Annotated in this window: 27 protein-coding genes; 26 read left to right on the top strand and 1 reads right to left on the bottom strand. The window is 68.5% G+C overall.

Features of this window, described 5'->3' with window-relative positions:
- Positions 1 to 56: 56 nt before the first annotated feature.
- The 13 genes from murG (at position 57) to ACWHYQ_RS17935 (ending at position 12,394) form a co-directional block, all read left to right on the top strand.
- Entirely contained in the window at positions 57 to 1,199 is a 1,143-nt protein-coding gene (murG, locus tag ACWHYQ_RS17995; protein WP_447973476.1) for an undecaprenyldiphospho-muramoylpentapeptide beta-N-acetylglucosaminyltransferase, read from the top strand.
- Positions 1,200 to 1,288: 89 nt separating this feature from the next.
- Positions 1,289 to 2,671, top strand: coding sequence for a UDP-N-acetylmuramate--L-alanine ligase (murC, locus tag ACWHYQ_RS17990; protein WP_447973475.1), 1,383 nt, complete (start codon positions 1,289 to 1,291; stop codon positions 2,669 to 2,671).
- Between the two features lie 14 nt (positions 2,672 to 2,685).
- A complete protein-coding gene (gene murB, locus ACWHYQ_RS17985) occupies positions 2,686 to 3,642 on the top strand; it encodes a UDP-N-acetylmuramate dehydrogenase (RefSeq protein WP_447973474.1) in 957 nt (318 codons plus the stop codon).
- 48 nt (positions 3,643 to 3,690) lie between these two features.
- Positions 3,691 to 4,698, top strand: coding sequence for a D-alanine--D-alanine ligase (locus ACWHYQ_RS17980; protein ID WP_447973473.1), 1,008 nt, complete (start codon positions 3,691 to 3,693; stop codon positions 4,696 to 4,698).
- On the top strand, positions 4,695 to 5,528 hold the full coding sequence (locus ACWHYQ_RS17975; RefSeq protein WP_447973472.1) for a cell division protein FtsQ/DivIB: 834 nt from the start codon (positions 4,695 to 4,697) through the stop codon (positions 5,526 to 5,528). Before ACWHYQ_RS17980 ends, ACWHYQ_RS17975 begins: the two co-directional genes overlap by 4 nt.
- Before the next feature lie 6 nt (positions 5,529 to 5,534).
- Positions 5,535 to 6,770: a cell division protein FtsA gene (gene ftsA / locus ACWHYQ_RS17970; protein WP_447973471.1), complete on the top strand. Its 1,236-nt coding sequence runs from the start codon at positions 5,535 to 5,537 to the stop codon at positions 6,768 to 6,770.
- A 77-nt stretch (positions 6,771 to 6,847) separates the two neighbouring features.
- On the top strand, positions 6,848 to 8,059 hold the full coding sequence (ftsZ, locus tag ACWHYQ_RS17965) for a cell division protein FtsZ (RefSeq protein WP_447973470.1): 1,212 nt from the start codon (positions 6,848 to 6,850) through the stop codon (positions 8,057 to 8,059).
- Between the two features lie 34 nt (positions 8,060 to 8,093).
- Positions 8,094 to 8,822: a peptidoglycan editing factor PgeF gene (pgeF, locus tag ACWHYQ_RS17960; protein ID WP_447973469.1), complete on the top strand. Its 729-nt coding sequence runs from the start codon at positions 8,094 to 8,096 to the stop codon at positions 8,820 to 8,822.
- Positions 8,823 to 8,965: 143 nt separating this feature from the next.
- Positions 8,966 to 9,631 (top strand): YggS family pyridoxal phosphate-dependent enzyme, encoded by a 666-nt coding sequence (locus tag ACWHYQ_RS17955; RefSeq protein WP_447973468.1) that lies wholly within the window; start codon positions 8,966 to 8,968, stop codon positions 9,629 to 9,631.
- Positions 9,628 to 10,449 (top strand): pyrroline-5-carboxylate reductase, encoded by an 822-nt coding sequence (proC, locus tag ACWHYQ_RS17950; RefSeq protein WP_447973467.1) that lies wholly within the window; start codon positions 9,628 to 9,630, stop codon positions 10,447 to 10,449. Before ACWHYQ_RS17955 ends, proC begins: the two co-directional genes overlap by 4 nt.
- A gap of 7 nt (positions 10,450 to 10,456) precedes the next feature.
- Entirely contained in the window at positions 10,457 to 10,753 is a 297-nt protein-coding gene (locus ACWHYQ_RS17945; protein WP_447973466.1) for a YggT family protein, read from the top strand.
- Positions 10,754 to 10,775: 22 nt separating this feature from the next.
- Positions 10,776 to 11,264 (top strand): DivIVA domain-containing protein, encoded by a 489-nt coding sequence (locus tag ACWHYQ_RS17940; RefSeq protein ID WP_447973465.1) that lies wholly within the window; start codon positions 10,776 to 10,778, stop codon positions 11,262 to 11,264.
- Positions 11,261 to 12,394 (top strand): serine hydrolase domain-containing protein, encoded by a 1,134-nt coding sequence (locus ACWHYQ_RS17935; RefSeq protein ID WP_447973464.1) that lies wholly within the window; start codon positions 11,261 to 11,263, stop codon positions 12,392 to 12,394. The genes ACWHYQ_RS17940 and ACWHYQ_RS17935 overlap by 4 nt, the downstream gene beginning before the upstream one ends.
- 31 nt (positions 12,395 to 12,425) lie before the next feature.
- On the opposite strand, the gene ACWHYQ_RS17930 is transcribed toward ACWHYQ_RS17935, so the two are convergent.
- Positions 12,426 to 12,737, bottom strand: coding sequence for a hypothetical protein (locus ACWHYQ_RS17930; RefSeq protein WP_447973463.1), 312 nt, complete (start codon positions 12,735 to 12,737; stop codon positions 12,426 to 12,428).
- A gap of 141 nt (positions 12,738 to 12,878) precedes the next feature.
- Between ACWHYQ_RS17930 and ACWHYQ_RS17925 the strand changes: the two genes are divergently transcribed.
- The 13 genes from ACWHYQ_RS17925 (at position 12,879) to ACWHYQ_RS17865 (ending at position 24,664) form a co-directional block, all read left to right on the top strand.
- The gene (locus tag ACWHYQ_RS17925) at positions 12,879 to 13,472 is read left to right on the top strand and encodes a CDP-alcohol phosphatidyltransferase family protein (RefSeq protein WP_447973462.1); all 594 of its coding nucleotides are present in this window, start codon (positions 12,879 to 12,881) and stop codon (positions 13,470 to 13,472) included.
- Positions 13,473 to 13,764: 292 nt separating this feature from the next.
- A complete protein-coding gene (locus ACWHYQ_RS17920; RefSeq protein ID WP_447973461.1) occupies positions 13,765 to 14,979 on the top strand; it encodes a type II secretion system F family protein in 1,215 nt (404 codons plus the stop codon).
- Positions 14,980 to 15,034: 55 nt separating this feature from the next.
- Positions 15,035 to 16,729: a two-component system sensor histidine kinase NtrB gene (locus ACWHYQ_RS17915; RefSeq protein ID WP_447973460.1), complete on the top strand. Its 1,695-nt coding sequence runs from the start codon at positions 15,035 to 15,037 to the stop codon at positions 16,727 to 16,729.
- Complete coding sequence (locus ACWHYQ_RS17910) at positions 16,714 to 18,096, top strand: sigma-54-dependent transcriptional regulator (protein WP_447973459.1); 1,383 nt, start codon at positions 16,714 to 16,716, stop codon at positions 18,094 to 18,096. The genes ACWHYQ_RS17915 and ACWHYQ_RS17910 overlap by 16 nt, the downstream gene beginning before the upstream one ends.
- 72 nt (positions 18,097 to 18,168) lie before the next feature.
- Positions 18,169 to 19,089: a 4-(cytidine 5'-diphospho)-2-C-methyl-D-erythritol kinase gene (gene ispE, locus ACWHYQ_RS17905; protein ID WP_447973458.1), complete on the top strand. Its 921-nt coding sequence runs from the start codon at positions 18,169 to 18,171 to the stop codon at positions 19,087 to 19,089.
- A 192-nt stretch (positions 19,090 to 19,281) separates the two neighbouring features.
- The gene (locus tag ACWHYQ_RS17900) at positions 19,282 to 20,223 is read left to right on the top strand and encodes a ribose-phosphate diphosphokinase (RefSeq protein ID WP_447973457.1); all 942 of its coding nucleotides are present in this window, start codon (positions 19,282 to 19,284) and stop codon (positions 20,221 to 20,223) included.
- Between the two features lie 89 nt (positions 20,224 to 20,312).
- Positions 20,313 to 21,101, top strand: coding sequence for a 50S ribosomal protein L25 (locus tag ACWHYQ_RS17895; RefSeq protein ID WP_447973456.1), 789 nt, complete (start codon positions 20,313 to 20,315; stop codon positions 21,099 to 21,101).
- A gap of 2 nt (positions 21,102 to 21,103) precedes the next feature.
- A complete protein-coding gene (gene pth, locus ACWHYQ_RS17890; RefSeq protein ID WP_447973455.1) occupies positions 21,104 to 21,694 on the top strand; it encodes an aminoacyl-tRNA hydrolase in 591 nt (196 codons plus the stop codon).
- A gap of 52 nt (positions 21,695 to 21,746) precedes the next feature.
- On the top strand, positions 21,747 to 22,838 hold the full coding sequence (ychF, locus tag ACWHYQ_RS17885; RefSeq protein WP_447973454.1) for a redox-regulated ATPase YchF: 1,092 nt from the start codon (positions 21,747 to 21,749) through the stop codon (positions 22,836 to 22,838).
- A gap of 172 nt (positions 22,839 to 23,010) precedes the next feature.
- The gene (gene rpsF, locus ACWHYQ_RS17880; RefSeq protein WP_447973453.1) at positions 23,011 to 23,355 is read left to right on the top strand and encodes a 30S ribosomal protein S6; all 345 of its coding nucleotides are present in this window, start codon (positions 23,011 to 23,013) and stop codon (positions 23,353 to 23,355) included.
- A complete protein-coding gene (locus ACWHYQ_RS17875; RefSeq protein ID WP_447973452.1) occupies positions 23,339 to 23,731 on the top strand; it encodes a single-stranded DNA-binding protein in 393 nt (130 codons plus the stop codon). The genes rpsF and ACWHYQ_RS17875 overlap by 17 nt, the downstream gene beginning before the upstream one ends.
- Complete coding sequence (rpsR, locus tag ACWHYQ_RS17870) at positions 23,703 to 23,981, top strand: 30S ribosomal protein S18 (protein WP_447975594.1); 279 nt, start codon at positions 23,703 to 23,705, stop codon at positions 23,979 to 23,981. The genes ACWHYQ_RS17875 and rpsR overlap by 29 nt, the downstream gene beginning before the upstream one ends.
- 95 nt (positions 23,982 to 24,076) lie before the next feature.
- Positions 24,077 to 24,664, top strand: a complete 588-nt coding sequence (locus ACWHYQ_RS17865) for a YceD family protein (RefSeq protein ID WP_447973451.1) — start codon at positions 24,077 to 24,079, stop codon at positions 24,662 to 24,664.

Raw genomic sequence — 24,664 nt, 5'->3', positions numbered from 1 at the left:
ACGGCGAGCAGCACATGGCTCCCGGCTATTTGGCTCTTAGCTGGTTGGCTTGTTTCATGACGATCGTGATCGCGGCGGGGGGCACGGGCGGACATCTGTACCCGGGGGTGTCGTTGGCGCGCGAGTTTCTCCGGCAGGCGCCAGGCTCATCGGTGCTGTTCGTGGGGACGGTCCGGGGGATCGAGGCGACCGTGTTGCCGCGTGAGGGGTTCGAGCTGGCGATGATTGACGCGAGGCCTGTGATGGGGCGGGGGCTCCGCGGCGCGCTCGCGGGGCTGTCCGCGCTGCCGGGTGCGCTCGGGCAGGCGCGCCGCCTCCTGCGCGAGCGTCGCGCGGATCTCGTGATCGGCATCGGCGGCTACACGAGCCCGCCGGTGCTCGCGGCGGCGGCCTGGCTCGGGGTGCGGCGCGCCTTGCTCGAGCCGAACGCCTACCCCGGGATGGCGAACCGCGTGCTCGGGCCGCTCGCCGACCGCGTGTTTCTGGCCTACGAGACGGCGAAGGGCCATTTCGATCCGCGCAAGACGCGCGTCGTGGGCGCGCCGGTACGGCGGGAGTTCTATGAGGGAGGCGAGGGGCCAGAAACGAGGGGCGAGGCTGACCGCGTGCCGCGGGCGGCTGGGCAGCGGACCCTCCTGGTCTTCGGCGGCAGCCAGGGCGCACAGGCGATCAACCAAGCCATGATCCAGGCGCTGGGCGAGCTGCGGGACCTGCGCGGCGCCTTGGCGGTGATCCACCAGACGGGCGAGGCCGACCGTGAGTCCGTGAAGCGGGCCTACGAGGCCGCGGGGTTCCAAGCCGAGGTGGCGCCGTTCCTCTACGACATGCCCCGGGCGCTGCGGGCGGCGGACCTCGTCGTCTGTCGGGCGGGCGCGGTGACGCTGGCCGAGCTGGCGGTCTGCGGAAAGCCGGCGATCCTGATCCCGCTCCCGACCGCGATCCGTCAGCATCAGGAGCGCAACGCGCGGGTCGTGGCGGCGGCGGGTGCGGCGGTGGTCCTGCGGCAGAGGGACCTGACGGGCCCGGCGCTGGCCGGGATGGTCCGCGAGCTTCTGGAGGACGGCGCGCGGCTGCGCGCCATGGGTGAGCGCAGCCGCGCGCTGGGCCGGCCGGACTCGGCGGAAGTCATCGTCCGTGAGTGCTTGCAATTGGTGAAGGGGGCCCCCGTTGCTCCGGGAAATGCAACGGGGGCCCGGTGAAGGGTAACGAGGCGGAGAAGGAGGGAGGTGCTCAAGGAGGGTTCTGTCTCGTCGCAGCACCCATCACGCATCATGGTAAAGGAAGGGGCATGCGATTCAGGAAGATCCAGCACATCCATCTCGTAGGGATTGGCGGGGCGGGGATGAGCGGCATCGCAGAGGTGCTCCTCACGCTCGGCTACAAAGTCACCGGGTCCGATCTCCACTATTCGGAGACGATCCGGCGGCTCGAGGAATTGGGCGGCCGGATCTTCCTTGGCCACCACGAGTCCAACGTCGGGGACGCCCAGGTCGTCGTGGTGTCCTCGGCGGTCTCGCCGACGAACCCCGAAGTGCTGGCGGCGAAGGCCCGCGTGGTGCCGGTGATTCCGCGCGCCGAGATGCTGGCCGAGCTGATGCGGCTGAAGTATGGGATCGCGATCGCGGGCGCCCACGGCAAGACGACGACCACCTCCATGGTCGCCGCCGTGCTCGCCGAGGCCGGCCTCGACCCGACAATGGTCATCGGGGGAAAAGTCAACGCGCTGGGGAGCCACGCGCGGCTAGGGCGCGGCGACCTCCTCGTGGCCGAGGCGGACGAGAGCGACGGCTCGTTCCTCAAGCTCTCCCCGACGATCGTGGCCGTGACCAACCTCGATCGGGAGCATCTGGACCACTACGGCACGATGGAGCGGCTCGAGCAGGCCTTCCTGGACTTCATCAACCGGATCCCGTTCTACGGGCTGGCGGTGCTCTGCGCCGACGACGAGCGCCTGCGCGCCCTCCTCCCCCTCGTCGTCAAGCGATACCAGACTTACGGCCTGCAGGAGACGCCTGGCGCACCGCCGCCGGACTTCAAGGCCACGGAGATCGAGCTGAAGCCGGGTGCCTCGGAGTTTCGGGCCCACTTTCGGGGCAAGAGCCTGGGGCCGTTCCGGCTCTCCACGCCGGGGGTCCACAACGTGGCGAACGCGCTGGCTGCGATCGCGGTCGGGCTGGAGCTGGAGGTGCCGCTCGACCTGATCCGGAAGGGCCTGGCGGGCTTCACGGGCGTCGAGCGGCGATTTCAGCGGCGGGGGGAGAAGCACGGTATCCTGGTCGTGGACGACTACGGGCACCATCCGACCGAGATCAAGGCGACGCTCGCGGCCGCCAAGGCCGGCTGGGCGCGCCGCCTAGTCGTGCTCTTCCAGCCCCACCGCTACACGCGGACGCGCGACCTGCTGGACGATTTCGCGCGCGCCTTTGACCTGGCGGACGAGCTCTTCATCACGGAGATCTATCCCGCAGGCGAGGCGCCGATTCCGGGAGTGACCGGCGAGCGGCTGGCGGCGGCCGTGCGGGCGGCGGGCCATCCGGCGGTGACCTGGGTGGCTGAGAAGGCGCAGCTCGCCGCGCGGGTGCTCCCGAGCCTGAAGCCCGGCGATCTGGTGCTGACGCTGGGGGCGGGCGATATCTGGAGGGTCGGGCTGGAGGTGCTGGAGCGGCTGTGACCGGAGGGCTCTGCATGCGGGCCGGCGGCGAGCGGGGGGGGAGCGGCCGGGCGATTCCCGCGCGGACGCGCGCCTCGCGAGACGCTCTGAAGGCCGTCGTGAACGGCCTTCGCGGGGAGGTCCGGTTCCACGCGCCGCTGCGGAACTATACCTCCTTCCGGATCGGCGGGCCAGCCGACGTGCTGGTGACCCCGGCCGACATCGAGGACCTGGCTCGCCTCGTGGCGCAGGCACGCGAACACCGTGTCCCAGTCTTCGTGATCGGGGGCACGAACCTGCTCGTGCGCGACGGGGGCATCCGCGGCGTCGTCGTGCGCCTGGCCAAGCTGAATGCGATCCGGGACGAGGGGGATGGGGTGGTCTACGCCGAGGCCGGGGTGGGGATGCCGACCCTACTGGGGTACGCGATCGCCCGGTCCCTCTCCGGATTGGAGTGGGCCGCCGGCATTCCCGGGACGGTTGGCGGCTGCCTCGTCATGAATGCCGGCACGCGGCTGGGCGAGATGAAGGACGTGGTGCAGGGCGTCCGGATGGTGGACCGGCGTGGGCGGATGATCGACCTGGCGGCCTCCAAGATCCGGTTCAGCTACCGCCGCGCGCACTTGCCGCCCGGCGTCGTGGTCGCCGTGCGGGTCAAGCTTGCTCCGGGAGACCGGGCGACGATCCAGTCGGTCGTGAAGGAGTACCTGCGCTATCGGAAGAAGACGCAACCCCTGGCGCTCCCGAGCGCGGGCTGCGTGTTCAAGAATCCGGGACCAGAGCCGGCCGGACGGTTGATTGAGCGGGTGGGGCTCAAGGGGACGCGGGTCGGCGACGCGCAGGTGTCCGAGCGGCACGCGAACTTCGTCGTGAACCTCGGCTGCGCCCGCGCCGCGGACGTGATCGCGCTGATCAAGAAGGTCGGGCGGACCGTCGAGGAGCGGACGGGGATTACGCTGGAGCTGGAGCTGAAGATCGTTGGGCAACCGTGAGGTGTGGGGCGTCGGGCGTAACGCGTCACGAGCGAGGCGCGAGGCAGGATGCGATTGACGGATGCGAGGATTGGCGTGCTGATGGGCGGCTGGTCGTCAGAGCGGGAAGTCTCCTTGCGGACCGGTGCGGCCGTCCTCCGCGCGCTGCTGCGCCGGGGGTACCGCGCCGTGGCGATCGACGTCGGGCCTGCGGTCGAGCGCCAGTTGCGGGCGAAGAAGGTAGAGATCGCGTTCCTGGCGCTGCACGGGCCCGGCGGGGAGGACGGCACGATCCAGGGCCTGCTGGAATTCATCGGCATTCCCTATACGGGCTCCGGCGTCCGGGCGAGCGCGATCGCCATGCACAAGGGGGTGACCAAGACGCTCCTGACCTGCCATGGCATTCCGGTTCCCAAGGGGGCGGTCGTACGGGCGGGCGAGCCCGAGGCCCGGCGCCTCCGGACGTTGCCGGCCGGCCTGACCTGGCCGGTCGTCGTCAAGCCGGCTAGCCAGGGCTCCACGATTGGGGTCAGCATCGTCCGGGAGCCGGCGCAGTGGATCCCCGCCCTACGGCAGGCGCATCGGTACGATCCCGAGGCGCTGGTCGAGGCCTATATCCCGGGCCGCGAGATCACGGTCGCGGTGCTGGGTGGGGCGGGAGCGCCGGACACGTTGCCCGCGGTGGAGATCGTCGCGCCCGGCGGCTTTTACGATTACTCGGCCAAGTACCAGAAGGGCCGCACGCGCTATCTCTGCCCGGCGCCGCTGGCGCCACCGCTGGCGCGCCGGCTGCGCGAGCTCGCGCTGCGCACCTATCAGCTCGTCGGCTGCGAGGGCGCGGCGCGGGTAGATTTCCGGGTCACGCGGGCCGGCCGACCCTACGTGCTGGAGCTCAACACCATCCCTGGCATGACAGAGACGAGCCTGCTGCCGATGGCTGCGGCGGCGGCCGGGCTGAGCTACGACGCGCTGACCGAGCGGATCCTCGGATCCGCACTCGCGCGCCGGGCTGCGATGCGGCGGGGGCGGCACGATCCGGCCACGGCGGCGGGATCGCGCGGGAGGATCGGGCCGTGAAACGGGCGACGCGCAAGACGGGCTGGATGGCTGAGGTGTACTGGGGCGGGCGGCTGCGGCCGAAGCCGGTGCGCCGGCGCAAGGGCGCGGCGCGCCGGACTGGGCTCCTGCTCGCCGGGCTGCTGGGAGGGGGCTTAGTGCTCTGGGGCGGAGCCGAGGGCTACCGGGTCGTGAGGCCTGTTGTGGCGGAGTGGCTCGCGGTGCGGGAGGTGCGGGTCGAGGGTCTCGGGCAGGTGACGAGGAGCGAGGTCTTAGAGCGGCTGGCGCTGGCGCCGGGTGAGACCCTGCTCTCGGTCCGACCCGCCGAGCTCGCGGAGCGCCTGGCGGCGCATCCCTGGATCAAGCAGGCGACGGTCACGCGCGTCTTCCCGCATACGCTCGCGGTGACGATCACGGAGCGCCACCCGGCCGCCGTCGTGCGGGCGCCGGCGATGACCGTCTCGGTGGACGAGGAGGGGCACCTCCTGTCGGTCCTGCCCGACACGGCGGGCTCCTCGCTCCCGGTGCTCGTCGGGGTGGACCCGAGACGGCTGCTGGACGGAGACGAGCCGGCGCGCCGGGCCGTCCGGGTGGGGATCACGGTGGCGGACGTCCTGAGCCGGTCCTTCGACGGCCGGCCGGAGGTGGACGTCACGAATCCGGAGCATCCGGTGGCGTACTTCAACGGCCTCCGGTTCCACTTCGGGGCCTCGTCGGTCGAGGAGCAGTGGGCCCGCTACCAGCAGGTTGAGCAGGCGTTGCGCGTGAGCGCTGGGACCGAGGAAGCGATGCCAGGTGAGGAGATCGATCTTCGCTTCCCGGGGAAAGTTATCCGTCGCGGAGGGGGGTAACCAACCGTGGCCAAACGAGACCAGATCGTCGTAGGGCTGGACATCGGCACGACGAAGATCGTTGCCGTCGTCGCCGAGGTGACCGAGGAGGGCGGGGTGGACATCGTCGGGGTGGGATCGAGCCCCTCCCGTGGGCTTCGCAAGGGCGTCGTCGTCAACATCGAGAGCACGGTCGAGTCCATCAAGAAGGCGGTGGAGGAAGCCGAGCTGATGGCGGCGGTCCAGATCAATTCGGTCTATACCGGCATCGCTGGCAGCCATATCTCCGGGATCAACTCCAAGGGGGTGGTCGCGCTGAAAAAGCAGGAGGTCACCCCCGGCGACGTTCGCCACGCGGTGGCGGCGGCGCGGGCGCTGGCCGTGATCCCGCCGGACCGGCAGGTCCTCCACGTGCTCCCGCGCGACTTCATGGTGGACGACCAGGACTCCATCCGCGACCCGCTGGGGATGTCGGGCACCCGGCTGGAGGTGGACGTGCACATCATCACCGGCGCGGTCACCTCGGCGCAGAACATCATCAAGAGCGTGAACGGCGCGGGGCTGGACGTCGTGGACATCGTGCTCCAGCCGCTTGCCTCCAGCGAGGCGGTGCTGACGGCCGAGGAGCGGGACCTCGGCGTGGCCATGGTGGACCTCGGGGGCGGCACCACGGACCTGGCGATCTTTGTCGAGGGGAGCATCCGCCACACGGCGGTGCTCCCGATCGGCGGCCAGCACCTGACGCGGGATCTTGCGATGATCCTGAAGACCCCGCAGGCGGAGGCCGAGAAGGTCAAGATCAAGCATGGGATCGCGCTGGCGGAGCAGGTGGCGGACGAGGAACTGGTGGAGGTGCCGAGCGTGGGCGACCGGCCCCCGCGGAGCGTACCCCGGCGCGAGGTGGCCGAGATCATCCAGCCGCGGGTCGAGGAGATGTTCGAGCTGGTCCGCGACCAGATCACCAAGACTGGCTACGAGGGCATGCTGGCGGCGGGCGCGGTGATCACGGGCGGTACTTCGCTGCTGGAGGGGATGGTGGATGCGGCGGAGCGGGTGCTCGACCTGCCCGTTCGACGGGGGCTGCCAACCGGCGTCGGCGGGCTCCGCGACATCGTCCACAACCCGATGTATGCGACAGGCGTCGGGCTGATCCTCTATGCGCGCCGCCATGCGGAGGACCTCGAGGCGGCCGGGCTGCGGAGCGGCCGGCGGTTCGGACGGGTGTTGGACCGGATGCGGGCCTGGATGTTCGAGTTCTTCTAATGAAGCTGGCAGCGGGCCGCAGAGGACTCCGAGCTGTGGGCTATCGGCTGTGCGCTATAGGCTAAGGAGGGGACGCGATGTATTCATTTGAGGAAGACGAAATCATGCCGGTCCGCATCAAGGTCATCGGGGTCGGCGGGGCCGGCTGCAACGCCGTCAACACGATGATCGCGGCCGGGCTGAGCCGCATCGAGTTCATCGCCGCCAACACGGACGTGCAGGCCCTGGGCAAGTCCATGGCCCCCTTTAAGGTCCAGCTCGGCGTCGAGCGGACCCGCGGGTTGGGCGCGGGAGCCAAACCCGAGGTCGGTAAGGAAGCGGCCCTCGAGAGCAAGACCCAGATCCGGGAGGCGCTGGAGGGGGCCGAGATGGTCTTCGTCACCGCGGGCATGGGCGGCGGGACCGGCACGGGCGCCGCGCCGATCGTGGCCAGCCTCGCTCGCGAACTAGGCATCCTGACGGTTGGGGTCGTCACCAAGCCCTTCGCCTTCGAGGGCAAGCGGCGCATGAGCTACGCCGAGGAGGGCGTCCGAGAGCTGCGCAAGCACGTGGACACGCTGCTGGTTATTCCCAACCAGAAGCTGATGTGTCTGGTGGACAAGAACACCCCGTTGCTCGACGCCTTCAAGGTTGCGGACGACGTGCTGCGGCAGGCGATCCAGGGGATCGCGGACGTGATCACCACAACCGGCCACGTGAACGTGGACTTCGCCGACGTGCGCACGGTGATGACCTACACGGGCCGGGCGGTCATGGGGATGGGCGTCGCGCGTGGCACCAACCGCGCGGTCGAGGCGGCGCAGAAGGCCGTCTCCAGCCCGCTGCTGGAGGACGGGAGCGTCGCCGGTGCCCGCGGCGTACTGCTCAACATCACCGGCGGGGCCACCCTGTCCCTGCACGAGGTCGGGGAGGCGGCCTCGATCATTGAAGAGGCGGCGGATCCGGAAGCCAACATCATCGTCGGACAGGTGATCAACCCGGAGCTGACCGAGGAGATCGTCGTGACGGTCATCGCGACTGGCTTCGACCGAGAGGAGCCGGCGGCCCGGCTCGGGGCGTCCGAGCGGATGCTGCACCACGAGCGGACCGCCGTCGGCGGGCGGGCCCTGCAGCCGGCCACCGCCTCGGTCACGGTACCGGCCGACGAAGGGCGCGCGGCCGCGCCGGACCTGGACCGGCCCGCCGCGCTCCGTAAGTTCGGCCCGTCGCGCGAGCGCCAAGAACGGCTGGGCCTGGACCTCGAGGACGAGTGGGACGTGCCCACCTTTTTGAGGAAACGCGCGGACTAGCGTCATTCGTCATAACGCACGACGAGTTCATGGCATGCCAACCGGCGTCATCACGATCCCCGCGTTCGCGACCCGGCGGGACGGGGTGCGCCACTTCTTCGGGACACGACTGTCTGAGGGGCTGCCGCTGAACTGGCCGATGAGCCGCGGCAGGGCCAAGCCGACCGTCGTCGCGGTCGAGCAGGTGCACGGGACGAACGTGCTCGTCCTGGATCGTCCGGTCTCGCCCGGAGCCGTCTTCTTGGGCGGCTGGGACGCGCTGATGACGAACCAGCCGGGGGTCCTGGTGACGGTCCGGACCGCCGACTGTGTCCCGGTCCTGCTCCACGATCCCGTCCGGCGGGTGGTGGCCGCGGTGCACGCTGGCTGGCGCGGGGCAGTGGCCGGGATCATCCCGCGGACGCTCGAGACGATGCGGCGCCGGTTCGGCTCGACTCCGGACTCGCTGCGCGTCGGCATCGGGCCCTCGGTGGGCGCCTGCTGTTACGAGGTGGATGAGCCGGTCCTGTCACGGCTGCGGGCTGGATTTTCGGACTGGAAAACCGTGGCCGTGGAGACCGGGGCTGGGAGGGCAAAGCTGGATCTCCGGCTCCTCGTCCGCCTGCAGGCGGAGTCCCGCGGGGTGCGGCCGGACGGCGTTCACGCCGTCAACCTCTGCACCGTCTGCTACCCCGAGCTCTTCCACTCGTACCGTCGCGACGGCACCGTCCGCGGAACGATGGTCAGCGGTATCTTTCTGACCCGCGGCCACGATGAACGATGACGGATGAACGCTGAAGGCGGAATGGTGTAAGATTCTTGCCTGAGGCCAACCGTCGTTCGTCGGTCGGCGTTCTCCCCTGCTCGCGTTGGAAGACTGTGGATGATGCAGCCGATTCGGAGATCATTGGCCGCAATGTCAGAACGGTGATCGAAGGAATCCGGCGGGCCGCGGCCCGTGCGGGCCGCGGCCCGGAGGCGGTGCAGGTCATCGCGGCGACGAAGGGAGCCTCGCCGGAGCGGATCCGGGTCGCGGTCGAAGCCGGCCTGCGGATCCTCGGCGAAAACCGGGTGCAGGAGGCCCTCCCGAAGATCAAGGCGCTGGCCAACTGCCAGGACCTCCGCTGGCATTTCATCGGGCGGCTCCAACGCCGGAAGGTCAAGGCAGTGGTCGGGCAATTCGAGCTGATCCATTCGGTGGACAGCCTCGAGCTGGCGAGCGAGATCGAGCGTCGCGCGGGGGCGGCCGGGATCGAGCAGGCGGTGCTGCTCGAGGTGAACCTGGGCGGCGAGGCCAGCAAGGGCGGGTTCGCACCTACGTTCCTGCCGGAGGTCCTCCCCGAACTGGACCGGCTGGCGCACCTGAGCGTGAAGGGGTTGATGGCGATTCCGCCGCCGACTCCGGACGCGGAGGGGGCCCGGCCCTATTTCCGGCGGCTGCGCGAGCTGGCAGCGTCGCTGGGAGCGGGTTGGCGCCGGGTCCGGCTGCACGAGCTGTCGATGGGTATGTCCCAGGACTACGAGGTGGCTGTCGAGGAGGGCGCGACGATGGTGCGCGTCGGGACGGCGATCTTTGGAGCGCGGCCCCGATGAGCGGCGGGCAGAAGGTCTCCCAGCGAATCGCGCTGCTGGGCGCCGGTCAGATGGGCGAGGCGCTCCTGGGCGGCTGGCTCGCGTCGGGCCTCGTCGAGCCGGCCGGGGTCTGGGCGACGGATGTGAGCGCGGCGCGGCGGGACCTGGCCAAGCGACGGTTCGGCGTCCGCGTCGGCGCCAGCAACGCTGAGGCAGCCGCCTGGGCCGAGCTGATCGTGCTGGCGGTCAAGCCGCAGGTCCTCGGCCAGGTGTTGGAGGAGATCGCGCCGGTGGCGGGCCCGCGCTTGGTGCTCTCGATCGCGGCGGGCGTTCCCATCGGGCGGATCGCCAGCCGGATTCAGAACGGCGGCCGGGTCGTGCGGGTCATGCCGAACGCGCCAGCACTCGTCCGCGCGGGGGTCTCCGCGCTGGCGTTCGGGCCAGGCGTGACGGAGGTCGAGGCGGAGACCGCCCGACGCCTCTTCGAAGCGGTGGGCGCGGTCGTGGTCGTGGAGGAGCGGCTGATGGACGCGGTGACCGGCCTGAGCGGCAGCGGGCCCGCCTACGTCTGCCTCGTCGTCGAGGCGTTGGCCGATGGCGGCGTGAAGATGGGGCTCCCGCGCACGGTGGCCGAGCGGCTGGCTGCCCAAACCGTGCTGGGCGCCGCGCGGATGCTCGTGGAGAGCGGCGAGCATCCCGCCAAGCTGAAGGACCGCGTCGCGTCGCCGGGCGGCACGACGATCGCCGGGCTGGCCGAGCTGGAGCAAGCGGGGGTGCGCGCGAGCCTGATCGCGGCCGTCGAGGCGGCGACGCGGCGATCCGAGGCACTGGGAGGGTAAAGGGTCAATGTTCGTCGCGGGGAATATTCTGCAGGGGCTCGCCGTCGTCGCGGATACCGTCCTGTGGCTCTACATGTGGGTAATCATCGTCCGGGCGCTCATCTCCTGGGTCAATCCTGACCCCTGGAATCCGATCGTGCGGTTCCTGGAGCGGGCGACGGAGCCCGTGCTCTACCCGATCCGGCGGCGGTTGGGCTGGCGGATGGGGATTGATCTGTCGCCGATGATCGCCATCCTCATCATCATCTTCCTGCAGTACGCCGTGGTCGAGTCGCTGAAGGACATTGCGATGCGAATGCGGTGATGGACCACCTGAGAGGCGACCGATGAAGATCACCCCGCTGGACATCCAACAGGTCGAGTTTAAGAAGCGGCTGCGGGGCTACGACCCCCGGGAGGTGCGTGAGTTCCTCGAAGACGTGGCGCAGACCGTCGAGAGCCTGGCCCGGGAGGGGGCGGCGCTGCGCGAGCGGCTGGCCCAGGCGGAGCAGCAGCTCGCGGAGCTGCGGAAAGCGGAGACGACGCTCACGCAGACGCTCGTCTCCACGCAAGCGATGGCGGAGGGCCTCAAGCAGGCGGCCCAGCGGGATGCGGAGTTCATCATCCGGGAGGCTGAGCTGAAGGCCGCGGAGCTGCTCCGCGGGGCGCGCGAGGATCTGGCCGCGCTCCAGCGCGACCTCACCGACCTTCGGAAGCAGCGGGTCCTGGCCATCGAGCGCCTACGCTCGACGCTCCGGACCTTCGAGCGCCTCCTGGAGGTCGAAGAGGGGGTCGAGGAGCAGGCCGAGGCCTCGGCCCGCCCTCAGAACATGTGAGGCCGCCCGACCGCATCGCCGAGACCATAGAGGCCGCCGTCGCCGCGGGGGCGTTCCCCGGCGCGGTCCTCTTTGTCCGCCTCCGCGGCCAGGTCGCCTACTATCGGGCCTTCGGGCTGGCCGCCCGACTGCCGCAGGCCGAGCCCGCCGACCTCGCGACCGTCTACGACCTGGCCTCCCTCACCAAACCGCTCGCGACCGCTACGGCGATCCTCTGTCTCCTCCAAGAAGGCGTCCTCCGACTGGATCAGCCGGTCGAGCGCTGGCTCGGTGAGCTGAAGGGCACGCCTGTCGGCCCCGCGACCCTCACCCACTTGCTGAACCACAGCGCCGGGCTGCCGGGCTGGCGGCCGTTCTACGAACGGGTCCCCGAGGCCGCGCGGGCTGATCCCGGCTTCCGTGGGAGCGCCGCAGTCTGTCGCCTGGTGGTGGAGCTGATCGGGCAGGAGGCGCTGCTCTACCCGACAGGCACGCGCAGCTTGTACAGCGACCTGGGGTTTATGCTCCTCGGCCTCGTCGTCGAGCGGGCGAGCGGGATCGGCCTGGCAGAGTTCTGCCGCGACCGGATCTTCGTGCCGTTGGGCGCGGAGCCGCTGTACTTCGTGCGGACCGGGCCGGGCGGGCCCATCGAGCTGGTGGGGTCGGGGCCCGGCGGCCGTCGGGTGGCCCCGACGGAAGACGAGGGCTGGCGGGGGCGAATGCTGAGGGGCGAGGTCCACGATCAGAACTGCTTTGCGATGGGCGGGGTGGCAGGCCACGCGGGGTTGTTTGGCACGGCGGCGGCGGTGGCGACGGTCTCGGGAGCGTGGCTGCAGGGCTGGTTGGGGTGCGACGGCTTGCTGCGGCCGGATCTCGTCCGACTGTTTACGACGCGGCGGGCGGAGACGCCGGGCTCGAGCTGGGCGCTCGGCTGGGACACTCCCTCGGCGCCCTCGTCATCAGGCCGGCATTTCTCGCCGCGGTCGTTCGGGCATCTCGGCTATACGGGCACATCGCTGTGGATCGATCCGGAGCGCGAGCTGGAGGTGGTCCTGCTCTCGAACCGCGTGCATCCGACGAGCAAGAACCAGGCGATCCAGCAGGTCAGGCCGGTGATCCATGATGTGATCTACGAGGAGCTGGTCGGGTGAAACGGAGACTGGACGGCGAGAAAGAGGCGGGCTAATCCGGGTACTCGACCCAGGTTTCCTTCTCAGCGAGGTACTTTTTTCCGCGGAAGTTGACCCGCGTGCGCATCCGGGTGAAGCCGAGCGCGCGGAGCTTGTCCACGACGCTCTTGACCGCCCCGGCGATCGTCGGGACGGTCTCCCCCTCGACGGTCAGGGCCTCGTACATGACCTGGGCGCGGTACCCCTGCGGGGTGCGGTTGACGAGGATCGAGCGGTTGAAGTACCGGTCGCTCGGGTCGTTGCCCTCGATCTGGTGGCGCTCGACGACGCCCTCCTTCTTGAACGACAGCGGCAGCGTGCTCACGGCGCCCCCTCCTCGACCCAACAAGAAATGATGAGAACGCGAGCGGAATTATAGTCGTCCCGACGGGCGACTGCAACATTGACAAGGGTTCCGGCCGCCCGTATGATCCCCTTCACCGCATCGAAGGGGTGCAGGCGCGCGATGAAAACCGAGGTCACTGCCACGATAGACAAGGGGCCGCTGACCGCGGCGAGCGCCCTGAACGTCCCCAACAGCCTGACCCTGTTGCGGATTCTCCTGATCCCGGTCTTCATCGGATTGCTGGTCTATCAGCGCTACGATTACGCGCTCGGCGTGCTGCTGGCCGCCGGGCTGACCGACGCGCTGGACGGAACGATCGCGCGGGTGGCGAACCAGCGCACCCGGCTGGGGGCCTACCTCGATCCGCTCGCGGACAAGCTGCTGCTGACCTCCGGGTTCATCACGCTCTCCGTGCTGCACCTGGTGCCGCTGTGGATCGTGATCCTGGTCGTGAGCCGGGACCTGATCCTGATGACCGGCACCCTGCTCGTGCGGCTCACCGACTCCCCGGTGGACCTGTCGCCTACCCTGTTGGGGAAGGGCACCACGTTGTTCCAGCTCTCCTATCTCCTGCTCGTGGTCGCGCTGACCTCCCGGCAGATGGACGTTCGCCTGCTCGAGCCGCTGCTGCTGCTCACGGCCGGGCTCACGCTGGCGTCGGGGCTCCACTACCTCTACCGCGGCTTCACCCAGTTGAGCGTCGGGGAGGCGTGACGCCGAACGGCCGCCATTGCTATCCTCGCGGTAAACCCGGAGTTTAGTTGACAAGCCCCGGACCCTCCAGTAGACTTCGGGCTTGTTCTCCACACCCCCAGGAAACAGCCCGAACGGTGGAACGAGCCTGGCTCCTGATCAACGCGAGGCGAGCCTGTTCGAGCGAGCCGGAGAAGACCCCGGGTTTTTCCCTGTTTCCAGGCGGCCGTTACCCGTGCGCCGCGTGATCCTGAACCAGCGAGCAGGTATCCAGCGGAGGGCCCGCGTGCAAGCCAGGCGGGCCGGATGATGCATGGCGACCTATACCTATGCCGGGAAAACCCGCAAGGGGCTGATCAAGAAAGGCGAGATCGTCGCCAAGAGCCGGGAAGAGGCGGTCGAGCTGCTGCGGCGTCAGAACATCCTGGTCACTACGTTGCAGGAGAAGGCCGCCGCCGGCATCCTCAACGTCACCATCGGCGGGGGCCCGACCGACAAAGATATCGTCGTCTTCACCCGCCAGTTCTCCACCATGATCAACGCCGGGCTTCCGCTCATCCAGTGCCTGGATATCCTCGCCACGCAATCCGAGAACAAGATCTTCTGCAAGACCATCGCGGAGATCAAGGTGGAGGTCGAGGGCGGGTCCACCCTGACCGACGCGATGAAGAAGCACCCCAAGGTCTTCGACGAGCTGTACGTCAACATGGTGCACGCCGGCGAGGTCGGCGGCATGCTGGACTCCGTCCTGGTTCGGCTGGCCAAGCACATCGAGAAAGCCATGAAGCTCAAGAGCCAGATCAAGGGCGCTATGATCTATCCCGCGGCCGTCCTCGGGATCTCGATTATCGTGATCGTGGTGCTGATGATCTGGGTCATCCCGGTCTTCGCCAAAATGTTCGCCGAGATGTCCAGCGGTAAGGTCGGGCTGCCGGCTCCCACCCAGCTCGTCATTGACACGAGCACGTTCTTCCAGCACTACATCCTTCACATGGCCGGCGTGGCAGGGGCGATCGTGTACGGCATCAAGCGGTACTATGGGACGCCCAAGGGGCGGCTAGCCATTGACAAGCTCCTGCTCAAGGTGCCGGTGTTCGGGGATCTGATCCGCAAGGCTGCGGTGGCGAAGTTCACCAGGACGCTCGGCACGCTGATCACGAGCGGCGTGGCGATCCTCGAGGGCCTGGCGATCACGGCCAAGACCGCGGGCAACAAGGTGGTGGAGGAGGCGATCCTGGGGGCCCGGCAGAGCATCGCCGAGGGCAAGACCGTATCGGAGCCCCTGGCCAAGAGCGGGGTCTTTCCGAACATGGTCACGCACATGATCTCGGTGGGGGAGTCCACCGGCGCTCTTGACGCGATGCTCGGGAAAATTGCCGACTTCTACGACGACGAAGTGGATGCAGCGGTGGCCGCGCTGACCTCGCTGCTCGAGCCGATGCTGATGGTCTTCCTGGGCGTCACGATCGGCTTTATCGTGATCGCCATGTACCTCCCTATCTTTACCATGGCGAACCTGATCGGTTAAGCCGAGCGTGCGGGGATGCGGCGGCCCGGCGAGCCGCGGGCGCGGGGGATCGGTCATGGACGAACTCCGAATCCGGCTGCACTGGCTGATGGGCCTGCGGCTGGTGGTCGTCACCCTCCTGCTGGGGCTGTCGATCGCCTTCCACGTGGGGCGGGGTGAGCATGCGGTTACCTTCTACGCGCTCATCGCGCTCACGTACGCGATCACGATTGTCTATGCGGGTGCGCTGCGGTTCCTGAAGACCGAGCAGGCCCTAACGCTGATGGCGTATGGGCAGGTCGGGGTGGACCTGCTGCTCGAGACGTTCCTGGTCGCCCGCACGGGCGGGGTCGAGAGCCCCTTTCCCGTGCTGTATATGATGACGGTCACGCTCGCGAGCTTCATCCTGAAGCGCCGCGGCGGCTTGATCACGGCCGGGGTGTCCGCGATCCTGTTCGGACTGGTCACGAACGTGCAGCTCTACGGGCTCGTCGAGTCGCGCGGCTGGATCCCGCCGAGCCGCCTCTCCGCGCCGGAGACCCTCTACACGTTCGGCGTGAACACCCTCGCCCTGGTGGTCGTCGGCTTCCTGAGTGGGACCCTGGCCGAGCAGTTGCGCCGGACGGGCCTGTCTCTGGTGGAGAAGGAGCAGGGACTGCACCGCCTGCGGATGTTCCACGAGAACGTCCTGCAGAGCCTGACCAGCGGGGTCTTCTCCACGAACGCCGCGGGGCAGATCACCTCGTTTAACCGGGCGGCGCAGGAGATCACGGGCTATCCGCTAACAGCCGTGCAGGGACGCCCGTGGGGAGAGGCGTTCAACTGGCAGCGGCCGGAGGCGATCTGCCAAGATCCGGCGACGCTCACGGTCCCGTACCGCTTTGAGGCGGAGGGCCGCCGCGCCGACGGCAGCCGGGTCGTGGTGGGGATGACGCTGTCGCCGCTCACGGAGGACGGTGCGCGGACCGGCGTGGTCGGCGTGTTCCAGGACCTGACCCAGGTGCGGGATCTGCAGGCGGAAATCCGGCGCCGGGAGTGGCTCGCGACGCTCGGTGAGATGTCGGCGGGGATGGCCCATGAGATTCGCAACCCGCTCGCCGCGCTGGCCGGCTCGATGCAGATGCTGCGCAAGGACGCTGACCTCGACGAGACGAGCCGGCGGCTCATGGACATCGCTGTCCGCGAAGCGACGCGCCTCGACGCGATCATCACCGAGTTTCTGATGTACGCCCGCCCGCCCGCCCTGAACTTAAAGGACTGCGACCTGAACGCCGTCCTGACGGAGGTGATGGACCTGCTACGCCACGAGGCGCAGTCCCGTCCCGGGATCATCCTGACTGCGCGGCTCGGCGCCGGGCCTATGACCGCCCAGGTGGACGACAACCAGCTCCGGCAGGTGCTCTGGAACCTGGCGATGAACGCCTTCGAGGCGATGCCTCAGGGCGGACGGCTGACGATCACCACGCGCCGGCGGCGCGTCGGCGCCGGCACCCGAAGCGGCGAGGTGATCGAGGTCGCGTTCGAGGACACCGGCGAGGGAATCAAGAAAGAGGATCTGGACAAGATCTTCCTGCCGTTCTTCACAACGAAGCGGCAGGGCTCCGGGTTGGGCCTCGCGGCGGTGCACCGGGTCGTGGACCTGCACGGCGGGTGGATCCGGGTGGAGAGCCAGGAGGGCAAGGGGTCGAGCTTCGTGGTGTGCCTGCCGCGGGTGGCGGAGGCGGGCGTGCGTCTGTGGCACGAAGGTAGGGAGCCGTGGAAAAGATCCTGATCGTTGACGACGAGCGCAGCATGCGCGAGGTCCTGAGCATCATGCTCAAGCGGGCCGGGTATGCCGTGTCGGTCGCGGCCGACGGTGAGGAGGCGATCGCCCAGCTCGGCAAGGAGATCTTCGATCTGGTCATCACGGATCTCAAGATGCCCAAGGTCGGCGGGCTGGAGGTGCTCAAGGCGGTGAAAGAAGCCTCGCCCGACACGGTCGTGCTCGTGATCACGGCGTTTGCCTCGACCGAGTCGGCCGTGGAGGCCATGAAGCGCGGGGCCTACGACTATCTCACCAAGCCCTTCCAGGTGGACGAGGTTCAGCTCATCATCCGGAACGCGCTGGAGAAGCGGCGGCTCACGACCGAGAACCTCCTGCTCAAGCGGGAAATGGCGAGCCAGTCCTCCTTCTCCCAGATCATCGGGCAGAGCGAGGCCATGCAGAAGGTCTTCGAGATGGTCAAGCGCGTGGCCGACAGCCGGAGCAACGTGCTGATCTGCGGAGAGAGCGGCACGGGCAAGGAGCTGGTCGCCCGCGCCATCCACTACAACAGCGCGCGCAGCCGAATGCCGTTCGTCACCGTCAACTGCAGCGCGCTGCCCGAACCGCTGCTGGAGAGCGAGCTATTCGGGCATATGAAAGGCGCCTTCACCGGGGCGGTCGCCAACAAGGCCGGCCTGTTCGAGGTGGCCAACGGCGGCACGATCTTCCTGGACGAGATCGGGGAGACGACGCCAGCCACCCAGGTCAAGCTCCTTCGGGTGATCCAGGAGCGGGAGTTCCGCCGGGTCGGGGGCACGCGCAACGTGCAGGTGGACGTGCGGATCATCGCAGCGACGAACAAGGATCTGGAGCAGGCCGTCGCGGAGGGTTCGTTCCGGGAGGACCTCTACTACCGGCTGGACGTCATTCCGATCCACCTGCCGCCGCTGCGGATGCGGACGGGCGACATTCCGCTGCTCGCCCAGCACTTCCTGGAGCGCTTCTCCAAGGCGAGCGGGCGGCCGACGCCCACGCTAAGCCAGGAGGCGATGCGCGCGCTCCTCGACCACGAGTGGCGGGGCAACGTGCGGGAGCTGGAGAACGTGATCGAGCGGGTGGTGGCGTTCGCCTCGGGTCCCGTGATCTCGGAGCAGGAGATCCGCGGCTGGCTGCACCGGGTCCCCACGGCGCCGCAGTCGGCGTTACCTAGCGACCTGCCACCGGAGGGCGTGGACCTCGAGGAACTGATCGGCCGGATCGAGAAAGACCTGCTGCTCAAGGCGCTCGAGCGGGCCCGCTGGGTCAAGAAGAAGGCGGCCAAGCTCCTCCACCTGAACACCCGCTCGTTCCGGTACCGGCTGGAGAAGTACGCGATCAAGGGGGGACGGGATTGAATGGGTCATGGGTCAATGGTCAATAGAGAGACGGATGAAGCAGGGGCCTGCTTTGAGAAGGCTGGTCTGCGAATGACAAGAGACCCCCTGACCAAGAACGAGCTCCGGGTCTTGGCCCCCGCGAAGGTAAACCTGATCTTGAGGGTGCTGGACCGCCGGCCCGACGGATACCACAACCTCTGGTCGCTCATGCAAACCGTCGGGCTGGCGGACGAGCTGCACGTCCGGGTATGCCTGGACGGCGGCGGGGTCCGGCTGACCTGTGAGGACCCGGTTGTGCCGAGGGACGGGCGCAACCTGATCTGTCGCGCCGCGGCGCTGGTCCTGGAGCAGGCGGCCGTCCAGGGGATTCCCAGGGTGGGCCTGGACGTGGCGCTCACGAAGCGGATCCCGGTGGCGGCCGGGCTGGGCGGCGGCAGCAGCGACGCCGCGGCGACGATCGCGGCGCTGAACCGGCTCCTCGGCCTCGGCTGGACGACGGCGGACATGGCCCGCGTGGGCGAGCGGCTGGGGAGCGACGTCCCATTTTTTTTCCAGGCGCCCACGGCGAAGGTCTGGGGGCGGGGTGAGCAGGTCGCTGCCCTACTCTTGACCGGAGCCCGCTGGGTGGTGCTGGTGAATCCCGGATTTCCCATTGAGACCCGCTGGGCGTACGAGCGGCTCGCGGCCTCGCGGACGAGCCCAAAGCCGCTGCCAGAGACGCTGCGCCGCCTGGAGCCTGGCGCGTCCCTCTCCTGGGAGGAGCTCATCCCGCTGATGGAGAACGATTTCGAGGAAGCCCTTGCGCCGGCCTATCCTGTCCTGGGAGAGATCAAGCGCGAGCTGCTCGCTGCTGGGGCGGAAGCGGCGCTGCTCTCCGGGAGCGGCGCGACGGTGTTCGGCATCTTTCCCGACGAGGCGAGCGCGATGCGTGCACGTGCGGCAGTCGCGGCGGCGCCGGGCCGACGCGCGTACGCGGTCGCGGCTGGCGGCGAGCCCCCGACTGGCTCGTGAGCGATCCCCTCACGCCGTCGCGCCGCGGGCCTGCGGCCTCCCGAACGTCGGTGCGGGCGGCGTATTGGTTGACAATTGTGCCGCGTTTCCGATACCTTCATCTGTCCTTTTCGATACCCACCCATGAGCCGGCGTCAGGGGTGAACGGCGGGTCAAACGGCGGCCGCAGCTCCGGTGTAGAGGGAGGACCCTATGTCCAGAGAGCTCAAGCTGTTTACCGGTAACGCCAACCCGGCCTTGGCGAAGGAGATCTGCGCCTACCTGGGGATCGGCCTGGGAGGGGCGACGGTCTCCGCCTTCAGCGACGGGGAGATCCGGGTGCGGATCGAAGAGAACGTGCGGGGCGCGGATGTGTTCGTGATCCAGTCCTGCTGCGCCCCGGTCAACACCTCCCTGATGGAGCTGTTGATCATGATCGACGCGCTGAAGCGCTCGTCGGCGTACCGGATCACGGCCGTCATTCCCTATTACGGCTACGCCCGGCAGGACCGGAAGGACCAGCCGCGCGTGCCGATCACAGCAAAGCTCGTTGCGGACCTGATCACGACGGCCGGCGCGCACCGGGTGCTCACGATGGACCTGCACGCCGGACAGATTCAGGGCTTCTTCAACATCCCAGTGGACCATCTCTACGCGACGCCCGTCCTGCTCGACTACATCAACAAGCAGGATGCGAAGGACCTGGTCGTGGTCTCGCCGGATGCCGGTGGCGTCGAGCGCGCGCGGGCTTTCGCCAAGCGGCTCCAGGCCGGCCTGGCCATCATCGACAAGCGGCGGGAAGGGCCGAACAACGCCCAGATCATGAACATCATCGGCGACGTGGAGGGGCGGAACGTGCTCCTGCTCGATGACATGATTGACACGGCGGGCACGATCGTCCAGGGTGCGCAGGCCTGTGCGGACAAGGGAGCGCGCCTGGTCTGGGCGGGATGCACGCATCCGGTGCTCTCCGGCCCGGCGCTGGAGCGGCTTCAGGATTCCTGCCTCACCGAGGTGGTCGTGACCAACACGATCCCGCTCAACGGCAAGGAGCAGCGCTGCCCGAAGCTCCGGGTGCTGTCCGTAGCGCCGCTGCTCGGCGAGGCAATCACGAGGATTCACGAGGAACAATCGGTCAGTTCGCTCTTCGCGTAGTCGAGAGCCAATAGCGAGTAGCTGGCGGCGAATAGCTCGGAACTCGGGGCTGCCCGCTGCTCGCTATTAGCTTGTTTGGGGGAGGGATTATGAGATTCGAATTGGCGGCGGAAGTCAGAGAACAGGCGGGCAAAGGGATTGCCCGCCAGTTGCGGCGCAGCGGGCGCATCCCGGCGGTCCTCTATGGGCAAGAGGAGTGCCTGCTGTTGACCCTGTCCCCGATCCCGCTGACGAAGCTCCTGCGCGCGCACGCGGGGAGCACGGCCTTGATCACGCTGAACATCTCTGGCGCGGCCCAGAAGGCCCAACGGACGGCCCTGCTGCGGGACTATCAGGTGGATCCCGTCACGGGCGAACTCCTGCACGCCGACTTCTTCGAGATCTCGATGAACAAGCCGATTCGCGTCAAGGTGCCCGTGGCGCTGGTCGGCGGCACGCCCGCCGGCGTCAAGGAGGGCGGCGTGCTCCATCACAACCTGCGGGAGCTGCATATCGAGTGTCTACCCTCGGCCCTGCCGGACCAGATCGAAGTGGATGCATCGCAGCTCGCCATCGGGCACGGCGTCCACGTGCGCGAGCTGCCCGCGCGGCAAGGCATTCGCTACCTGGACGACCCCGACCAGATGGTGGTCAGCGTCGCCGCGCCGATCTCCGAGGCCAAGCTGGAGGCCCTGCTGACCAGCGGTGCTGCCGCCGAGGAGGGCAAGGAGCCGGAGGTCATCGGCAAGGGCAAGGAAGAGGCGGCGGAGGGAGCCGAGAAGGGGGCGGAGAAGGGCGCGGCGCCCGCCGAGGCCAAGGCCGGCGGCGAGAAGGAGAAGAAGGAAGCCGCTCCCGCCAAGGCCGAGAAGAAGGAGGCCAAGGAGGACAAGAAGAAATAGCCTTGCGCCTGATCGTTGGACTCGGCAACCCTGGCGAACGGTATCTCCGGACCCGCCACAATGTTGGGCGCCAGGTGGTGGAGCGGGCTGCTGCCCGCTGGTCGGTCCGGCTCCGTCCCGGCGGCCCGGCGCACCGCGGCGTCGGGCAGGTCGGTCCTCCCGACGCGAAGCAGGACATCACGCTCGCCGTTCCCCTCACCTGGATGAACGACTCCGGCTCGGCCGTCAAGACCCTGCTGGAGGATCTGGGACTCCCGCCTGAACAATTGCTTGTCGTGCACGACGATCTGGACCTGCCCGTGGGCCGGCTTCGCGTGAAAGCGCGAGGCGGCGCCGGCGGCCACAACGGCCTTCTCTCGATCATCGCAGCCTTAGACACCGACGCGTTTTGCCGCCTGAAGATCGGCATCGGGCGGCCGGCTCCGGGCCAGGATCCGGCGGACTATGTCCTCTCGCCCTTCGCGCCGGAGGAGCAAGCGGTCATCGAGCCGGTGGAGGAGCAGGCCGTGGCCGCGCTGGAATGCTGGATCGTCGAAGGCGTGGCGGCGGCAATGAACCGGTTCAATCAAAAGCCGATGGCGAACAGCGAATAGCGAAATCCGATGGCTGCTCGCTGTTCGCTGCAAGTTGTGAGCTGGAGAGAAGATGGGCCTCTGTTGCGGCATGATCGGGTTGCCGAACGTCGGGAAGACGACCGTCTTCAACGCGCTCGTCGGCGGCGGGGCGATGACGGCCAACTATCCCTTCTCGACGGTGGAGACGAACGTTGGGATCGCGCAGGTCCCGGACCCCCGCCTCAGTCGGCTCGCCGCGATCTTCCGGTCGCGGAAACTGACCCCCAGCACTCTGGAGGTGCGCGACATCGCGGGCCTGGTCCAGGGGGCGAGCCAGGGGCAGGGGCTCGGCAACCAGTTTCTCGCACAGATCCGCGAGGTGGACGCGCTCATGCACGTGGTCCGCTGCTTCGACCATCCCGACGTCGTCCACGTCGGCGGCGGCGTGCACCCGCTGCGCGACATCGAGACGATCGAGACGGAGCTGATGCTGGCGGACTTGGAGACCCTGGAGCGGCGCCGGCAGCGGGTTGAGAAGCGCGCCAAGTCCGGCGACGCGCAGGCCGCCAAGGAGCTGGTGGTCGTGCAGAAGCTGACCGACCTCTTGAACCGGATGGAGTGGCCGGGCGGGCAGACCTTGGCGCCGGAGGAACAGGCGGTCCTCAACGAGTGTCAGTTGCTCTCGGCCAAGCCGGTCGTCTTTGTCGCCAACGTGGCGGAGGGGGCGGGCCCCGACGATCCCCACGTGCGCACAATCCGCGAGCTGGCCGAGAAGAGGGGGGCCAAGGTCGTGACGATCTGCGGGCAACTCGAGGCGGAGCTCGCCGCGCTCGCCGAGGGCGAGCGCGAAACGTACCTGAAGGCGCTGGGCCTGAGCGATTCGGGCCTCGTCCGCTTGACCAAGGCAGCCTACGAGCTGCTCTCGCTGATTACCTTCTTCACCGTGGGAGAGACGGAGGCGCGCGCCTGGCCGATCCGGCGCGGCACCAAGGCGGCCCAGGCGGCGGGGAAGATCCATTCGGACATGGAGCGCGGCTTCATCCGCGCCGAGGTGTTCCACTACGACGACCTGATCGCCTGCGGGTCGGTGGCGGGCGTGCGGGACAAGGGGCTGTTCCGGCTGGAAGGGCGGGACTACGTGATCAAGGACGGCGACGTGGTGTATTTCCGGTTCAACGTCTAAAGAAGCTCTAGCCGTCGGCCGGCCGCCTGTGGGGATTCCAGAGAGATTGACACTTCCTCTAAGCCTGTGGTAGCGTCCGGCGGTTCGCGGGCTCGCCCGCCTCGCTCCGGACCCGGCTCCGGGGCCGCCGGTTGCACCCGTTGCAACGAGTCCATGAGGAGGTTGTTACCGCATGCAGGCCTACGAGTCTATTTTCATCATCCGCCCCTCGCTCCCCGACGAAGAGACCCAGAAGCTCGTCGAGAAAATGAAGGGCGTCGTCGAGAAACACGGCGGCGCCGTGCTCAAGGCCGAGACCTGGGGCCGGAAGAAGCTCGCCTACGAGGTCAAGCGGGAGCGGAAGGGGACCTACGCCTATATGACGTTCCAGGCGGGGGGCGCGACGGTCAGCGAGCTGGAGCGCGCCTACCGGCTGGAGGACTCCGTGATCAAATTCCTGACGGTCCGGCTGGAGCAGGCCAGCCCAGCGAAGCCGGGAGGAGAGACAAAGGAGTCCGACCGTGGCCGGGTTCAATAAGGTCATCCTGATCGGCAATCTGACGAAGAACCCCGAGCTTCGCTACACGCCCAGCGGGACGCCGGTGACGAGCTTCGGGCTCGCCGTCAACCGGAAGTACCGGCAGGGAGACGAGCTGAAGGAGGAGGTCTGCTTCATTGACATCGTGGTGTTCGGCAAGCAGGCCGAGCACTGCGGGCAGTACCTCAGCAAGGGCGCGGGCGTGATCGTGGATGGCCGGCTGCAACAGCGCCGGTGGGAGACGGAGGACGGCCAGAAGCGCAGCAAGCACGAAGTGGTAGCCCAGACCATCACGTTCTTGCCGAAGCGGGCCGAGGCGGGCGGCGAGGCGGTCCCGGTGGACGAGCCTGGCTACGATCTCGACGAGACGCCGTAACGAGACCAACAGGGAGGCGCGGGTGGAACGCGGGCGTTTTTTCCAGCGGCGGCGCGTGTGCCGCTTCTGTCACGAGAAGGTGCCCATTGACTTCAAAGACGTGGGGCTGCTGAAGAACTTTCTGACCGAGCGAGGGCGCATCGTCCCGCGCCGGATCTCCGGGAACTGCATGCGCCACCAGCGCGAGCTGACGATTGCGATCAAGCGGGCGCGGACGATCGCGCTGCTCGCCTTCGCGGAGGAGCGCTGACCCCACCGCTCCGCTTCGAGGGGGACCGGCGGTTTGACTTCTCGCCAGCGGCCGTGTATACACACAGCAGCCGAGGTGGACGCGCGGACGGGCCTGTGGCGCTGCCGAGCTTCCATATCAGTGAGATTCCGGATGAGGGGTTGCGCCTGTCCTGCGAGGTCAGCGCCGAGGAGCTGGCGCTGGAGGCGGAGGACGCGCGTGTCGGGAGCCTCCTGTCGCTAGCCCTGGAAATTGACAAGATTGGGCGGGGCTTCCACGTCGCGGGGGTCCTGGCCGGCACGTTCTTCCGTCAGTGCGTGCGCTGTCTGAAGGATTTCGAGGACGAGGTCGTGCTGCCGTTCGCGGTGCGATACCGGCGGCGCGGCGCCGCGCTGCGCCGCACGTCCCGCGCCGGCGGCGTGACGCCGCTCCCGGAGGCGCCGGTGCTGCCGGACTGGCTCGACCCGGATGCGCCTGACGACGTCTATCAGTTCGTCGGCGACCGGATCGAGTTCGCCGACATGTTGCGCGAGCAGGTCATCCTGGCCACGCCGATGCAGCCGTTGTGCAACGAGGCGTGCCTCGGGTTGTGCCCGGTCTGCGGGCAGGACTGGAACGAACGGCGGTGCGGCTGTCCGGAGCAGCGGGGCGACAATCCGTTCATGATTCTGCGGGAGCTGCGGGACAAACTGGGCCGAAACTGA

The organism is Nitrospira sp. Kam-Ns4a, assembly GCF_965152595.1.
This window is presented reverse-complemented; position numbering and strand designations above follow the sequence as displayed.